The sequence below is a fragment of the Solidesulfovibrio magneticus RS-1 genome, assembly GCF_000010665.1.
In the GTDB taxonomy this organism is placed as follows: Bacteria; Desulfobacterota; Desulfovibrionia; order Desulfovibrionales; family Desulfovibrionaceae; genus Solidesulfovibrio; species Solidesulfovibrio magneticus.
The window spans coordinates 2,126,411-2,141,651 of the sequence record NC_012796.1; the positions used below are offsets into that span (position 1 = coordinate 2,126,411).

Annotated in this window: 15 protein-coding genes and 1 tRNA gene; 5 read left to right on the forward strand and 11 right to left on the reverse strand. The window is 66.1% G+C overall.

Annotated features, from left to right (window positions below):
• Positions 1-10: 10 nt before the first annotated feature.
• On the forward strand, positions 11-1,327 hold the full coding sequence (gene bioA, locus DMR_RS08915; protein ID WP_043601625.1) for an adenosylmethionine--8-amino-7-oxononanoate transaminase: 1,317 nt from the start codon (positions 11-13) through the stop codon (positions 1,325-1,327).
• Entirely contained in the window at positions 1,324-1,929 is a 606-nt protein-coding gene (gene bioD, locus DMR_RS08920; RefSeq protein ID WP_015860589.1) for a dethiobiotin synthase, read from the forward strand. The genes bioA and bioD overlap by 4 nt, the downstream gene beginning before the upstream one ends.
• A gap of 81 nt (positions 1,930-2,010) precedes the next feature.
• Here bioD and DMR_RS08925 read toward each other — a convergent pair whose 3' ends face one another.
• The 4 genes from DMR_RS08925 to murA form a co-directional block, all read right to left on the reverse strand.
• On the reverse strand, positions 2,011-2,718 hold the full coding sequence (locus tag DMR_RS08925) for an MgtC/SapB family protein (RefSeq protein WP_015860590.1): 708 nt from the start codon (positions 2,716-2,718) through the stop codon (positions 2,011-2,013).
• An 82-nt stretch (positions 2,719-2,800) separates the two neighbouring features.
• Positions 2,801-3,601: a 2-amino-3,7-dideoxy-D-threo-hept-6-ulosonate synthase gene (locus DMR_RS08930; RefSeq protein ID WP_015860591.1), complete on the reverse strand. Its 801-nt coding sequence runs from the start codon at positions 3,599-3,601 to the stop codon at positions 2,801-2,803.
• A 246-nt stretch (positions 3,602-3,847) separates the two neighbouring features.
• The gene (locus tag DMR_RS08935; RefSeq protein WP_043600367.1) at positions 3,848-4,237 is read right to left on the reverse strand and encodes a hypothetical protein; all 390 of its coding nucleotides are present in this window, start codon (positions 4,235-4,237) and stop codon (positions 3,848-3,850) included.
• 154 nt (positions 4,238-4,391) lie between these two features.
• Entirely contained in the window at positions 4,392-5,642 is a 1,251-nt protein-coding gene (gene murA / locus DMR_RS08940) for a UDP-N-acetylglucosamine 1-carboxyvinyltransferase (protein WP_015860593.1), read from the reverse strand.
• A 153-nt stretch (positions 5,643-5,795) separates the two neighbouring features.
• Here murA and DMR_RS08945 point away from each other — a divergent pair.
• Positions 5,796-5,871: transfer RNA gene (locus DMR_RS08945), tRNA-His, on the forward strand.
• 129 nt (positions 5,872-6,000) lie between these two features.
• Here the strand turns inward: DMR_RS08945 and DMR_RS08950 are convergent.
• From DMR_RS08950 to DMR_RS08970, 5 genes are all read right to left on the reverse strand, one after another.
• The gene (locus DMR_RS08950; protein WP_006919184.1) at positions 6,001-6,363 is read right to left on the reverse strand and encodes a response regulator; all 363 of its coding nucleotides are present in this window, start codon (positions 6,361-6,363) and stop codon (positions 6,001-6,003) included.
• Position 6,364: 1 nt separating this feature from the next.
• Complete coding sequence (locus tag DMR_RS08955; protein WP_015860594.1) at positions 6,365-6,688, reverse strand: STAS domain-containing protein; 324 nt, start codon at positions 6,686-6,688, stop codon at positions 6,365-6,367.
• Positions 6,689-6,709: 21 nt separating this feature from the next.
• Complete coding sequence (locus DMR_RS08960) at positions 6,710-8,866, reverse strand: chemotaxis protein CheA (RefSeq protein WP_015860595.1); 2,157 nt, start codon at positions 8,864-8,866, stop codon at positions 6,710-6,712.
• 47 nt (positions 8,867-8,913) lie between these two features.
• Positions 8,914-11,007: a methyl-accepting chemotaxis protein gene (locus DMR_RS08965; RefSeq protein WP_015860596.1), complete on the reverse strand. Its 2,094-nt coding sequence runs from the start codon at positions 11,005-11,007 to the stop codon at positions 8,914-8,916.
• 87 nt (positions 11,008-11,094) lie between these two features.
• On the reverse strand, positions 11,095-11,640 hold the full coding sequence (locus DMR_RS08970) for a chemotaxis protein CheW (RefSeq protein WP_015860597.1): 546 nt from the start codon (positions 11,638-11,640) through the stop codon (positions 11,095-11,097).
• Positions 11,641-11,872: 232 nt separating this feature from the next.
• Here DMR_RS08970 and DMR_RS08975 point away from each other — a divergent pair, with 232 nt between their 5' ends.
• Together DMR_RS08975 and DMR_RS08980 are read left to right on the forward strand one after the other, a co-directional pair.
• Positions 11,873-12,379: a hypothetical protein gene (locus DMR_RS08975; RefSeq protein ID WP_015860598.1), complete on the forward strand. Its 507-nt coding sequence runs from the start codon at positions 11,873-11,875 to the stop codon at positions 12,377-12,379.
• 23 nt (positions 12,380-12,402) lie between these two features.
• Positions 12,403-13,653 carry a hypothetical protein gene (locus DMR_RS08980; RefSeq protein WP_043601627.1) on the forward strand — a complete coding sequence of 417 codons (1,251 nt, stop codon included), beginning with the start codon at positions 12,403-12,405 and terminating at the stop codon, positions 13,651-13,653.
• 162 nt (positions 13,654-13,815) lie between these two features.
• On the opposite strand, the gene rfaE2 is transcribed toward DMR_RS08980, so the two are convergent.
• On the reverse strand, positions 13,816-14,304 hold the full coding sequence (gene rfaE2, locus DMR_RS08985) for a D-glycero-beta-D-manno-heptose 1-phosphate adenylyltransferase (RefSeq protein ID WP_015860600.1): 489 nt from the start codon (positions 14,302-14,304) through the stop codon (positions 13,816-13,818).
• Positions 14,294-15,100, reverse strand: a complete 807-nt coding sequence (locus DMR_RS08990) for a YkgJ family cysteine cluster protein (protein ID WP_015860601.1) — start codon at positions 15,098-15,100, stop codon at positions 14,294-14,296. The genes rfaE2 and DMR_RS08990 overlap by 11 nt, the downstream gene beginning before the upstream one ends.
• Between the last annotated feature and the right edge of the window lie 141 nt (positions 15,101-15,241).

The following is a 15,241-nucleotide window of genomic DNA, read 5'->3' on the forward strand; positions in this document are numbered from 1 at the left end:
GAAGGCGGCCATGCGGATCTGGCACCCATGCACCCAGATGAAGGACCACGAGAAGCATCCTCCCGTCTTTATCGACCGGGGTCAAGGGATTTACCTCTATGACCGCCAGGGAAAGTCCTATATCGACGCCATTTCCTCGTGGTGGGTCAACCTCTTTGGGCATGCCAACCCGCGCATAGCCAAGGCCGTCACCGAGCAGCTCACGCGCCTGGAGCACGTGATTTTCGCCGGCTGCACCCACGCCCCGGCCGAGGAACTGGCCGAGCGGCTGCTGGCCGTGGTCCCCGAAGGCCTCACGCGCGTCTTTTTCGCCGACAACGGCTCCTGCGCCGTGGAAGCGGCGCTCAAGATGAGCCACGCCTACTGGCGCAACCTCGGGCGTCCCGAGAAGTGCAAATTCATCTATCTGTCCAACGGCTATCACGGCGAAACGGCCGGAGCCTTGGGCGTGTGCGGCGACCGGCTCTATGCCGCGCCGTTTACGCCCCTTGTCGTGCCGCAGATCGAAGTGGTCGGCCCGGAATGTCACGCCTGTCCGTTGGGACTTGCCCGCGAAAGCTGCGCCGCCGAGTGTTTCGGCGGCATGGAAGCGGCCATCAAGGCCCACGCGGACGAGTTGTCCGGCGTCATCATCGAACCGCTGGTGCAGTGCGCCGGGAGCTTCCGGATGCATCCGCCGGCCTATCTGGCCAAGTTGCGCCAGGCGACCACCGCCGCCGGCTGCCACCTCATTGCCGACGAGATCGCCGTGGGATTTGGGCGCACGGGAACCATGTTCGCCTGCCAGCAGGCGGCCATCACTCCCGATTTTATGTGCCTGTCCAAGGGCATCACCAGCGGCACGTTGCCGCTTTCGGTGGTGCTGACCGGCGACGCCGTGTTCGACGCCTTCTACCACGACTACCACGACGACAAGGCCTTTTTGCACAGCCACAGCTACACCGGCAATCCGCTGGCCTGCGCCGCTGCCTGCGAGACCCTGCGCATTTTCGAGGAAGACGACGTCATCATTGCCAACCGGCCCAAGATCACCCATCTGCAAGCCGCCGTGCGCCAGCGTTTCGCCGGGCACAAGCACGTGTCCGACATCCGCTCCACGGGCTGGATCACGGCCGTGTCCCTGGCCGCCGATCCGGCCGCCGGCCGGCCCTTTGACGAACGCGACCGCACGGGATTTCGCATCTACCGCGAAGCCATCAAGCGCGGCGCGTGGTTGCGAAACCTCGGCGACATGATCTATTTTATGCCGCCCTACGTGATCACGCTGGAAGAAATCGACAGGCTGACCGACATCGCCCTGGATGCGGTCGAGGCGGTGCTTGGATGAAGCGCTATTATATTACCGGAACCGGAACCGGCATCGGCAAGACGGTGTTCTCGGCCCTTTTCGCCAAGGAACTTATGAGCCAGGGCCTGCGGGTACGCTACGTCAAGCCCGTGGCCACGGGCTATCCCGAGGACGACGACGCGGCCTGGGTGGCCGGGCAGGCCGGGCTAGGGGCGGGCGAGGCGCTCACGCTCTACACGGCGGCCGAGCCGGCCTCACCGTGTTTCGTGTTCGATCCCTTTCCCTTTGCGCAGTGCGTGGCGCGCATCGAGGCGGCGGCCGAGGGCTGCGACGCGCTTTTGGTGGAAAGCGCCGGCGGCCTGGCCGTGCCCCTGGGGCAGCGGCGCTATAATTACCATTTCGCCCTGGAACTCGGGCTGGAGACGATTCTGGTCGTCCCCAACCGCCTGGGGTGCCTGTCCGACGCCATCGTCTACGGCCATTTCGCCAAACGGCACAAGCTGGCGTTGACGGCCATCGCCGTAAACGACCATTTCGCGGCCAGCCCCCGCGAGGGGGACCGCAATGCGGCGGTTATTGCCGGAGAGTATCCCAGCCAGACGATCTATCGTTACGACACGGCGTTGTCGATGCTGGCGTAACGGCGCGACGCCCGGGAAGCTCGCCGCTTTCCGGGCGTCGCACCGACCTGCCTTCCGCCCCCTCGATCCTGGCGAGCGGCATCACTCTTCCTCTTCAGGCCCGCCCCCGTCCACCAGTTCCCAGCGGATGGCGCTGACCGCGCTTTCCAGGCTCAGACGCGAGACGGCCTGCTCCAGCACCCGGTCGCAGTCGCTTTCGCAGGAAACCTGGGCTCGGACCTCCACCTTGCGCGGGTCGTCCTGATCCTCGCTGTGCAGTGAGCGCAGCTTCACGGCCGAGCTGTTGAGGATTTGCAGCAACAGCGTGCGGATGTGCTGCTCGCTCTCGCAGGTGCATACCACCACAATATAGTAGCGCACGGCCTCGGTCCGGCGCGTCGGACAGCGGTTGACCACGTTGGCCAGGGGGCGCAGCAGGATGTTGGCCAGCAAAATGGCCGCCGCGCCCAGGCCGGCGAAAAGGTACGCGCCTGAGCCGGACAAGACCCCGACAGCCGCCGCGCACCACAAGGTGGCGGCGGTGTTGAGGCCCCGGATGGTCAGGCCTTCGCGCATGATGACGCCGGCCCCCAGAAAGCCGATGCCGGAGACCACCTGGGCGGCCATGCGGGTGGGGCTGGCGTCCTGGTCCGCCAGGGCGGTGAGCGCCACGAAAAGGGCCGCGCCGACCGCCACCAGGGCGTTGGTGCGAAGCCCGGCCATGCGCTGTCGCCACTGGCGTTCCAGGCCGATGGCCGCGCCCAGAACCAGGGCCGCGCCAATGCGCAGCAGGAATTCGAAATCCGTCATGTTGCACTCCTCCAAATAGAAAACGCCCGGGGAAACGGCTGGTTCCCCGGGCGTCGCAAGGACGGGAAATCTCCCGTTCACGTCATCCCTGGGCCAGCATCTCCATGGCCTCGTCCACGCTCTTGCCGTCATGCACGATGGCCGTGACGGCTTTCAGCAACTCGGCCGGGTCCGGGGCCTGGAAAATGTTGCGGCCAACCGACAGGCCCGCACCGCCGGCGGCCAGGCTGTCGGCGATCATGGTCAAAAAGCCGCGTGTGGAGTCGGTCTTGGGGCCGCCGGCGATGACCACCGGCACGCAGCAGCCGCCCACCACCTTGGCGAAGCTGTCCGGGTCGCCGGTGTAGGGCACCTTGACGATGTCCGCGCCAAGTTCGTTGCCGACCCGGGCGCAGTGGGCCACCACGTCGGCGTCGAACTCGTTGGAAATCTTGGGGCCGCGGGCGTACATCATGGCCAGCACCGGGATGCCCCAGGACACGGCCGCCTCGGTGACGCGGCCCATGTCGTCGAGCATCCTGGATTCGGCGGCGTCGCCGAGATTGACGTGGACCGACACGGCGTCGGCGCCCAGGCGCATGGCTTCCTCCACGGTGCACACCAGGGTCTTGGCGTTGGGAAAGGGAGACAGGCTGGTGCTGGCCGAAAGGTGGATGATAAGGCCCACGTCGCGGCCGCGCGCCCGGTGGCCGCAGCGCACAACACCCTTGTGCATGAGCACGGCGTTGGCCCCGCCGGCCACGATGTTGGTGACGGCGTCGCGCATGTCGGCGATGCCCTCAATGGGACCGACGGAGACGCCGTGATCCAGCGGCACGATGATGGTGCGGCCGGTGTCGCGGTTGACGATGCGTTCCAGACGAATGGATTTGCCGATGGTCATGGTCGATCTCCTTGGCGGTTTTTCGCCTGGGACCCGGCCCCGGTCGGCTCATGAAAAAAGGGCCGCCGGGCAATCTGCCCGCGGCCCTTGTCGGCGGTGTTTTCGGGAGCGGCCTTTAGTCGGCCGCGCCACCCGCCAAGCCGCGAGCGCGAAGGCCGTAATAATAATACGGTCCGAAGGAAACGGTGCGCAGGGCGGTCTGACGAGCGTTCATGGCGGTATAAGTGCCCCAATCCGGCCGGCCCGTCAAGAGCCGGAGTAACCGGACGGCGGCAGGATTTCTGGCGGGGCCGGGGCGACCAAGCCCTCGTTCAAGATCCGTTGGGCATCTTCCTGGGGGTCGGCTCCGGGCGTCATGATGTTGTTGCCGGAGATGCCCGGGGCGACCTGCCAGCCCTTTTGCCAGTGGCCGGACTGGCTCGGGTAGTAGCGGGCGGCGTCGCAGCGGCCCTGGCAGGCCGGGCAGGATTGGTTGCACCACTGGGACGGCGAGAAGTCGGCGGCCTGGCCGGTGTCGATGACGCAGACCTCGCGGCCGGCGGCATCCACGCAGGTAAACAGTCCGTAGGCCTGGGCCTGTCCGGTCAGACAGCAGACAAAGGCGGCAATGGCCAGCAAACGCGTACACAAAAGCATGGCTCCCTCCTCCTTGGCCTTTCGGCGCAGCCCCGGCTGCCCCAAAGAACCCTATGTCGCCGCGTCACCACTCCCCTTACCCTTAACTGGGGGGTCCGGGGGCCTCAGGCCCCCGGCCGCCGGAGGCATCTTCCTCTTTTTCTTGCTTTTCTTGTTACGTCAACCGTTCGATGTCCGCGCCGACGTTTTGCAGTTTCACTTCCATGGCTTCGTAGCCCCGGTCGAGGTGGTAGACGCGCTGGATGAGCGTCTCGCCCTTGGCGGCCAGGCCGGCCAGCACCAGCGAGGCGCTGGCCCGCAGATCGGAAGCCATGACCGGCGCGCCGGTGAGCGTGCCGACGCCCCGGATAAAGGCGGTCTGGGACGAGATGCGGATCTGCGCGCCCAGGCGCACCAGTTCCTGGACGTGCATGAAGCGGTTTTCGAAAATGGTTTCGCGGATGGAGCTTGAGCCCACGGCCACGCACATAAGGGCCATGATTTGCGCCTGCACGTCGGTGGGGAAGCCCGGGTAGACCTGGGTGGCCACGTCGACGCCCACGAGCTGACCCTGGCGGCGCACGGCCACGCCGGCGTTGGTGGCTTCGATGACCACGCCCATTTCGCGCAGTTTGGAGACCACCGCGTCGAGTTCCATGAACGGGCAGCATTCCAGGTGCAGCTCGCCGCCGGTGATGGCGGCGGCGATCATGTAGGTGGCGGCCTCGATGCGGTCGGGCATGACGGAATAGCGGCCACCGCCGAGGCTTGGGACACCTTCAATGGTGATGACCGAGGTGCCGTGGCCGGTAATTTTCGCGCCCATGGCGTTGAGGAAGTCGGCCAGATCGGCCACTTCGGGTTCGCGGGCGGCGTTTTCGAGGATGGTGGTGCCTTCGGCCAGGCTGGCGGCCATGAGCAGGTTTTCCGTGCCGCCGACGGTGGGGAAGTCGAAGACGATGTGCGCGCCGGTGAGCCGGTCGCAGCGGCCTTCGATGTAGCCGGCCTCCAGGGTGAAGGTAGCGCCCATTTTTTCCAGCGCCGTGAGGTGCAGGTTGACGGGCCGCGCGCCGATGGCGCAGCCGCCGGGCAGGGCCACCCGGGCGCGGCCGGTGCGGGCGAGCAGGGGGCCAAGGACCAGCACCGAGGCGCGCATGGTGCGCACGAGGTCGTAGGGGGCCTCGGGATTGAGGTTCGCGGCCGGCTCCATGGTCACGGTGTTGCCTTCAAAGGTCGAAGGGCAGCCGAGGATTTCGTTGAGCTTGAGTGTGGTATGGATGTCGCGCAGGCGCGGGACGTTATCGACGACGGTTTTTTCGGTCAGAAGCGGCGCGGCCAGCAGAATGGGCAGGGCGGCGTTTTTCGAGCCGCTGACCCGGATGGGGCCGTTAAGGGGCTTGCCGCCCCGAATGAGCAGTTTATCCATGAACGAGGTCCTTGGGGGGTTGGTGGGATGCGGCGAGAAACGACGGGCCGCCCGAGAGAAGACGATAGCGCGGCGGGTCCTTTTGGGCAAGAGAAGGAAAAAACTGTTGACACCGGGCCGGGGGTTGGGTAGATAACTTCTCCTTCGTCCATGGTGGCTGTAGCTCAGTTGGTAGAGTCCCAGGTTGTGGCCCTGGTTGTCGTGGGTTCGAGCCCCATCAGTCACCCCAGCAATTTTCCTTGAAAAGGCCCGGTTAACTACCGGGCCTTTTTGTTTTTTCGGGCCAGCGCAGCGGCGAGACAAACAAAAGCCCCGGACGGGCCGGGGCTTTTGTTGTCGGGAGCGGGAATAAGGGCCGCTAGCGCAGCACCTTCTTGACCACGGCCAGGAGCTGGTCCGGGGTGAAGGGTTTGACGATCCAGCCCGTGGCCCCGGCGGACTTGCCTTCGGCCTTTTTGCCGGCCTGGGATTCCGTGGTCAGCATGACCACCGGAATGAATTTGTAGGCGGCCTGGGCCCGGATGCCCTTGATCAGGCCAATGCCGTCAAGATTGGGCATGTTGAGATCGGTGATCACCATGTCGATCGTGCCGGACATCTTGGAAAGCGCGTCCTTGCCGTCCGAGGCTTCGATGACGTCGTAGCCTTCCTTTTTGAGCGTCATGGCGACCATCTGTCTGACGCTGGCCGAATCGTCCACGGTCATGATGCGTTTGGCCATCTTAATCCTCGTCGGAGAAGAAGTTTGCGAGTTTGGGCGTGCGGGCAAAACCCGAAACGCGCGCGGCGGCCAGGGCAGCCGGGGAAATCGTCCCGTGGCGACGAAGGCTCCCGCCGTTTTGCTCCAGGGTGAGGGCCGTCGCCAACAGCAGTTGCAAGAAGGTGATGTCGGCTTCCTCGACCCCGGAAACGTCGAGGGTCAGCACGTTCTGTTCGGACACGGCCTTAAGCAGCGATTGCCGCAAGGTGGCCGCATGTTCTACCGTGCATTTGCCGGCCACGGCGTAGATGGGCTTGCCGCCTTGTTCCAATCGGGTCAGTTCCATGGGCGCTCCTCGTAAACCCGGCTACTGCGACACTGTACGAAACGGTTCGCCGGTGTGCAAGCGGCTGTCTTCCCGACCGCGCACGAAACGCACGAGCTGGGGCACGTCGAGGATCAACGAGATGCTGCCGTCGCCGTTGATGGTGGTGCCGGAAATCCACTTGAGGTGACGGTAACAGTCGTCGAGGCTTTTGATGACAGCCTGCTGCCGGCCGATGACCTTGTCCACGCAAAAGCCGACGGTTTCGCCTTCGGCCTCGGTGATGACCACCCGCTCGTAACCGGGCTGGTCGCCGGGCACGTCAAAGAGCCGGCGCAGGCTGACCACCGGGGCCATGGACCCCATGCGTTCGATGGTGTCCACGGTGCGGACCTGCCCTTCCACGAACCGCTCCTGGAAACCGCGCAGGTTGGCCAGGGGCACGATGAAGGAGTCGCCGCCGACCATGACGTTGAATCCGTCGATGATGGCCAGGGTGAGCGGCAAGCGAATGGTCACGGTGGCACCCTGACCAAGGACGCTTGCCAGTTCCACCGTGCCGCGCAGGGCCTCGATGTTCTTTTTGACCACATCCATGCCCACGCCCCGGCCGGACACGTCGGAGACCTTGGCGGCCGTGGAAAAGCCCGGGGCGAAGATGCAGTCCAAAAGCTCCTTTTCCGAGGGTTCGGCCTCGGGCGCGACGAGTCCGCGCTCCACGGCCTTGCGGCGCACGGCGGCCACGTCGATGCCCCGGCCGTCGTCGGCGATGACGATGACCACGTTGCCGCCGGAATGGTTGGCGGACAGGGTCACCCGGCCCTGGGGGGACTTGCCGGCGGCCTGGCGTTCCTCGGGGCGTTCCAGGCCGTGGTCGAGGCTGTTGCGCAGCAGGTGGACCAGCGGGTCCTTGATGCGGTCGATGACGGTCTTGTCGAGTTCGGTTTCGCCGCCGTGGGCCACGAATTCCACGTCCTTGCCGAGGTTGGCGGCCAGATCGCGGGTCAGGCGCGTGAACTGGCTGAAGACCGAGCCGATGGGCAACATGCGAAGGCCAAGAGCCACGTCGCGCAGGTTGTCGGTGAGGCGTTCGAGATCCTCGTCGACTTCGGTGACGGCGTCGAGGTCCCGGGCCTTGGCCGCCTGGCGCAACCGCGATTGCAGGATGACCAGTTCGCCGACCATGCTGACCAAGCTGTCGAGGCGGGCAGCGTCCACCCGCAAGGTGGCGGCGGCCGCCGGGGCCTTGGCCTGGGGCGCGGCGCGCGGTTCGGAGCCTTTCTTGGTCTGGCTTTTCTGCTTGGCGCTTTCGATAAGGGCCAGCTTCGCGGCCAGGGCCGCCTCCAGTCGATTGCCTGCAACCTCCAGGTCTTCGTCGTCATGGCCCTTGAGGGCGGCCAGGAGTTCGTCGAGGTCGGCGGCCCGCAGGATGCCGGTATGCAGATGATGGATGCCGACCTCGGAGTCGCCTTCGACAAAGATGAACACGTCGCGCAGGTTATCCACGGCGCAAGGCGTGGCGATGAGCATGTCGAACAGGCCGTAGACACGCTCGGGGTCGAAATCGTCGTTGTCCAGGACCGGCTTGGGACCGTGGCGCAGCACGTGCATCTCGCCCATTGTGTCGAGTTCGGCCAAAAGCCGCACCGGATCGTTGCCGGTGAGCAGCATGTCCGGGTTGGGGCGTAGACGGACCCAGTAGATGCTCGGCGGCCCGGGCAGGGCCGGGCAGGCGTATTCGTGTTCTCCCGAGGCCGGCCGCAGGATGGGCGGCTCTCCGGCGTCGCCCGCAAGGTCCGGGGCGGTCGCCGCGCCTCCGGGCAGATAGGCGGCAAAGGAGGCCAGAAGGCGGTCCGAGGCGTTGCGGTGGGCGTCCTGCTGGTCGCGGGGGGCTTCGAGCAGGGTCAGGATGTGATCCTTGGCGGCCAGGGTGAGACTGAGCAGTTCCCGGCTGACGGGCAGATCGCCGGTGCGCACCCGGTCCAGTACGGTTTCCACGTCATGGGTGAAGCGGGAGATTTCTTCGAAGCCGAACATGGCTCCGCCGCCCTTGATGGTGTGCATGGCCCGGAAACAGGCGTCCAGCCGGGCCGTGTCGGCGGGATTGGTTTCGAGTTCGAGCAGACCTTGTTCGAGTTCGCCGAGCAGTTCCCGGGTTTCTTCAATGTAGAGAGCAATGGACGGATCAACGTCGGGCATGTCGGGCCTCCCTGTCGCCGGTGGTAAACTCTCTGGCCGGGGCGGGCCTAGAAGCGTTCGAACTGCTCATCATCGCCTTCCATGTCGATGCTCAAGGCCGTGGCCTTGTTTTTTCCCGACACGGGTGCGGTCGGCAGCCGCCGAGGCGGTCTGGCCGCTGCCCTGGGAACGGCTTTGGCTCCGGGGGGAGGGGAAGTCGGACGTAGCGAGCCGTCAAGCCGGAAGTAGCTGATGCTGGCCTGAAGCTGCTCGGCCTGGGCCGAGAGTTCCTCGGAAGTGGAGGCCAGTTCCTCGGAGGCCGAGGCGTTTTGCTGGATCACTTGGTCAAGTTGCTGCAGGGCCTTGTTGACCTGGGAGGAACCGGTGGACTGTTCCTGGCTGGCGGCGTTGATTTCCTGAACGAGATCGGCGGTGCGCTGGATGTCGGGAACGAGCTTGCCGAGCAGTTCGCCGGCGCGTTCGGCCACGGACGTGGAAGAGCGGGAAAGCCGAGTGATTTCCGAAGCGGCGGTCTGGCTGCGCTCGGCAAGCTTGCGGACCTCGGCAGCGACCACGGCGAAGCCGCGGCCGTGTTCGCCGGCCCGGGCCGCCTCCACGGCGGCGTTTAACGCCAGCAGGTCGGTTTGCCGGGCGATTTCCTCAATGATGGAGATCTTGCCGGCAATGTCCTTCATGGCGGCCACGGCCTGGGCCACAGCCTGGCCGGATTCGCGGGCGTCCCCGGCGGCCTTGACGGCGATGGCCTCGGTTTGCCGGGCGTTGTCGGCGTTCTGGCTGATGCTGGAGGTCATCTCCTCCATGGCCGACGAGGACTCCTCCACGGCCGACGCCTGTTCGGTGGCCCCCTGGGACAGGGATTCGGCCGAGGCGCTCATCTCCTCGCTGCCCGAAGCCACGTTCTCGGCTCCAGACTGCACTTCGCTCACCACGTCCCGCAGCCGTTCAATCATTTCCTGCATGCCGCGCAGCAGCACATCCTTGTCCGAGCGCGGCGTGACCGCCACGCTCAGGTCGCCTTCAGCGAGGCTGGCGGCTACCCCGGCGGCCATGCGTTCGGCCTCGATCATGCGCTGCATGGAGACGAGCAGCGCGCCGATTTCGTCATGGCTGTCGATGGTCACGGCCACGTTGAGGTCCCCATGGGCCACGGCGTCGGCCACGGTGATGGCTCCCCGCACGCCGCGCAGGATGGCCCGGGTGATGAAGACGGCGAAGATGACGCCCAGCAGCACAGCGGCGGCCGAAGCGCCGAGACTGAGCAGGTTGGCCGTTCGGGCTTCCGCGGTCATGGCGGTTTTTTGGGCGTCGACGGCTTGATCGGCGAGCTGACCGGCCTTGTCGGCGGCGGCGGCCATGTCCTTGACCACGACGGCCTGGGAGTCGGCGGCCTGGAGAAAACCGTCCATGCGTGTTTTATAGACGTCGGCCTTGGCGGTGATTTCGGCCAAGAGGGTTCGGTCTCCGGCGTCGCTCATAAGCTGCGAGGCATCCCGCGCTGCGGCGATGAGTTTGTCGAGCAGGGTGCGGGCGGTGTCCATCCGGGTTTTGTCGCCGCGCCAGAGGTAGTAAAGCACCTCAATGCGGGCGCGAAGAAACTGTTGTTCGATGTTCTCGATGCGAAGACGCAAGGCAGCCGTCCGGGCGGCGTTTTCAGCGCTGGAGTCGGCGATTTTCTTTTGCTGGTCCTCTTGGCGGCCGAGCAGTTCCTCGGTGACTTTTTGCAGGGCATTGGCGGCTTCGACTACGGTCTTTAGCGTATCGTCCCTGGTTTTCTCGCCTTCTAGGTAGCGGGAAAGGCCGCTTTCATAGGCCGTTGCCGCCGTGACGAGATTGTCCATCAGTTCCACGTTGCGGGGATCGCTCAAGGATCGCCTGAGCGTTTGCGCCTGGTCCTTGGCCAGTCCGAGGTGCTTGCGAAACGCATCGAGCCTGGCGTTGTCCTTGGACTGCATGAAGTAGAGCATGTCCATGCGGGCGTTGAGCACATTGTCGCTGATGGAGTTGACGGCATCCATTTTATCGACGCGGGACATCAGATCGACCAGGCCCTTGTACCCAATGCCGGCCACGATGAGCGTGAGACAGATGAGCAGGCCAAACCCGGTGCCAAGTTTGAAAGCCAAGCCACGGTTCTTAAACATATCCGCTCCCGCTGTGAAAAACTCGCGCCTGCCCGGGCCGGACACGGCGCCCTTGTTCAAACGCTGCCTGTAACGCAACGAAGTCTTCTAGCGGAAAAAGTCCTCGTCGGAGGCGGGCGTCGCCTGTTGGACCGGCGGCGGGACGTCGTCGCCCAAGACCCGGGAAAGGTCGTGTATCTCGTCGCTGGAAAACACCTTGTCCACATCAAGAACGAGGAGAAACCGGTCACCGTGTTTGCCGATGCCCCGAATGAAGTCGGCCCGCACGGCCGCGCCCATGCGGGGCGGCGGATCAATGCGGTCGGTTTCCAGTTCAAGCACTTCCTTGACCGAGTCGGCCAGGGCGCCCATGACGGACAGGGCGTCGTCTTTTTTGATTTCCACGATGACGATGCGGGTGTTGAGCGTGCGCTCCACCTGTCCCAGGCCGAATTTCATACGCAGATCGACCACGGGCACGGCGCTGCCGCGCACGTTGACCACGCCACGCATGTATTCCGGCGTCTGGGGAATGCGGGTGATGTCCGTGTAGTCAAGGATTTCCCTGACGGAAAAGATGTCGATGGCGAAAAGCTCATTGCCAAGGGTCAGCGTCAAAAAACGCTGGCTGCCGTACTGGGCGTCCTGGGCCATGGGATGCTCCCTTGTATCGCGGCTTAACGGGCGTTTTGTGGGACAAAAAGGTCCACTACCTTCTAGCCTACTCGTAATTCGGCAGAATGACAACGCCTTTTTTACTTTTCTTGAGCGCAACGCCCTCTTTTTGCAAGGAGCGGGCAGCCGCCCTGGTCGGGACTGCTCCTGATGGCGGCACTCCACTTTTCCGTTTTTTTCCTTTATAGTAACGGAAAAGGGAGAGGACGCCATGCCGCCGAAAAACGCCACCGCCGCCGCCGTAGGCAAGACCCTGGCAGATCGCCGTGAACAGGCCCGAGAAGCCGCCCTCAAGGAACTGCGGGCGCTGCGTGGCGACCTCAACACCCTTGAGGCCGTGCTCACCGGCAAACGCAAGAAATCTGATTTTTCGCCGTTCGACGTGGTGCATGGCGCTTTCGAAATTTTCCGCCACGCCGCCTCGGTCTTCGAGGCCGAAGACATGCTGGCCGCCTGCGCCCGGGAGCTCGAAGCGGCCAAGGCTCAAGACTATCTCCAGCGCCATGGGGCCAACGACCTGGTCAAGCCGGCCGGCTGGCACTGGATTTCCCCGCGCGGGGAAATGCATTTTCTCGGCAAGTCCGACGACGCCGACAAGGCTGCGGCCAAGCTGGCCGAGCTGCTCCAGGCCGGTCGCCGGCCCAAGCGCAAGGACAAGGCCGACGGCCAGACTGAGGCCGAACCCGCTGCTCCGATCCCGGCTCAGATCGAAGCGTAATGGATACGTCCGGCGACACCAGCATGACGTGGCTGCGACGTTTTGGCGCGGCGGGGTTACTGGTCCTGGCCCTGGCCGGCTGCTCCGAGGAACCTGCCGGCGAAGTCGAGCGCGGCCCGGCCGGCAAGACCCCGGTGGTGCGCCCCGAGGATGTCCACGGCCAGGGAGCCGGCCGGGCCGCCGCCGTCCTGGCCCCGGATTACCGCCAGGACATGAAGCCGGGCGTCACCGACCCGCCGGCCGCAGCCAAGGCCCCCGCCGAACCCGCCGGCCGTCTTTTCGCGGCCAAGCCCGGCCAGCCCGCGGCTGCACCGCCCGCGGCTGCACCGCCCGCGGCTGCACCGCCCGCCGCGCCAGGTCAGCCTCCGGCCATCTCGACTTTCCCGGTCCAGCCCCCGGCCGTCCCGGCGGGAGGCGCCCAGTCCGCGCCGTCGCCCGTGCTCATCACCCCAACGCCCGCCGGCCCGACGCCGGCCGCCGTGGTCACCGCCGCTCCTGCGGCCGTTGCCCCTTCGCCTGCCGCTGCACCAGCTGTCGCCGCGCAGTCCGCCGCCATGCCCCAGGCTGTCCAGACGCCCCAGCCCGGCCCGGGCCAGCGGCCCTCGACCGGTTTCCCGGTGGAGGAGGCCCGCCAGCTCCTGCTGGTCACAGCCGCCGACGCCCAGGCCGACAAGGGCACGCTGCGGCGGTATACCCGCACCGGCCCGGGCGCGCCCTGGGTCGAGGCCGGCCAGCCGGTCCCCTGCCGCCTGGGCCGCAAGGGTCTGGGCCAGGGCCGTGGTCTGGCTATGGCGCTCTCCGGCGGACCGGCCAAGCGCGAAGGCGACGGCCGCACGCCGGCCGGCGTGTTCCCGATTCCGGCCGCCTTTGGCTACGCCTCGGCCGAGGACGCGGCCAAGGCCGGCGTGCGCTTGCCCTATGTGGCAATAAGCGACCGGACATCGTGCGTCACCGATGCCGGTTCGCCGCTTTTCGGCAAGGTGGTGGGGCCGGGTGAGCGGCCCGAGGGCGGGGTGCGCCAGGATCGCATGGTGCGCGACGACGGGGCCAATGCCTGGGGCGTGGTCATCGGCCACAATGCCGGCGCGGCCGATCCCCAGGCCGGAACATGCATTTTTCTCAACGTGCGTCCGGCCGGCGGGCCGGCCACCGGTGGCAGCGTGGGCATCCCGGCCGAGGCCGCCGCCGCCCTGGCCGCTTGGCTCGATCCGGCGGCCAGGCCCGTGGTGGCGGTTCTGCCCGAGGCCGAGGCCAAGGCCTGGGGCCTGCCCTGAGCGTCGTGCGCGGCTGGCGAATGACGGCGGGCCGGGTAACATGGGGCGAGGGCGCTCGCCACGCGTCGCGTCCACGAAACGGGTCTCTTGGCGTTTCGCGGACAACACGCAAACCATAGGAGTCCTCAATAACGGCCTTCGTCTCCATGAACAGGCCCGACCCTAGGCCCGGCCTCGGGACAGGATGCGCTCGATGACGGCGGTGGTGGATAGCCCCGGAACCAGGGGCAGGCTGACGACCCGGCCGCCCCGGGCCGCCACCGCCTCGCCGCCGACGATGGACGCCACCGGCCAGTCGCCGCCCTTGACCAGGACATCAGGCGCAACGGCCAGGATGAGTTCAAGCGGCGTGTCTTCCGCAAAAAGCGACACGTAGTCCACGCAAGCCAGCGATGCCAGGACATAGGCCCGCTGGGCCTCGGGCGTCACCGGCCGGCTTGCCCCCTTGAGCCGGGCCACCGAGGCGTCGTCGTTAAGCCCCACCACGAGCAGGTCGCCCAGGGCCCGGGCTCGGGCCAGGAGATCGGCGTGGCCGGCGTGGAGCAGGTCGAAGCAGCCGTTGGTGAAAACCACGGTGCGCCCCGGCCGCGCCTTGGCGATGGCGGCAGCCAGGGCGTAGCGGTCAAGGATCTTGTCGTGCTCAAATGTCATGGCGCTTGCGGCGAAGGCGTTCCTGACGACCGAAAAAGACCAGCTCCAGCCAGTCCAGGCCGAATTCCAACGCGGCTTCCTCATCGGCCATGATCCGGGCCTGCCGCTCGGCATCGATTTCCACCAGATTGAAGATGCCCATCTTCCCGATAAGGTCCCGGAACTCGTCGGGCAGGTACTGGGCCAGCCAGACCATCTGGATCTGCTTGGGGGACAAGCCCACGCCCTTGCCGCGCGTGAGCGCCATGAGGAACATGTAGCGGTCGTTGAAGCGGTTGTAGACGGCCAGATCCTGGTCGGTCAGCCACTGGGCCGAGCTCCAGTCGCGCGATTCCTCGAAGCCCCGGCAGTGCGGCTCCTGGACGATGAAGAACTGTTCGATGACGCCGCCGTCGTCGTCGAGCTTGGTGGCCCGGCCCAGGGGATAGGTGCGGCAGGCTCCGGGACGGTCGCCGTAGACCTTGCAGCCCTCGGGCGAGACAAAGGGGCAGCGTTTGGCCCGCTCCTCGCGCATCTTGAGGTGCAGCATGGGAAAGCCGGTGTCCGGGGCTTCGAAGCGGCGGGCGAAGTGGTTCATGAAGTCGACCGGGCTGACGCCAAGGGCCCGGCGCAGCCGCAAGGCGTCGTAGGGCGTGAGCATGAGCGTCAGGTCCGAGCAGCAGGCGTTGAAGCAGGGCACTTCGGGATGGCAGGCGAAGCGGAAGGTTTCGTCGGCCGTGAGCTCGGGCAGGGATTTGAGAAACGCCTCGGTGGCGTCGGCCTCGTTTTCGGCCAGGGCGTCGTTTAAGTCTTTCATGGCGGCTATGCTCCTTGGCCGATGCCTTTAGCCCCGGGCGGCGTCCCTTGGCAACCGCCGTGGCGGCTCGCCTTGACAGGGCGTTGAAAAACGGGAAGCTTCCCCTAATTGGTCGTACGCCCGAGGGCGCGGCCTGATGTT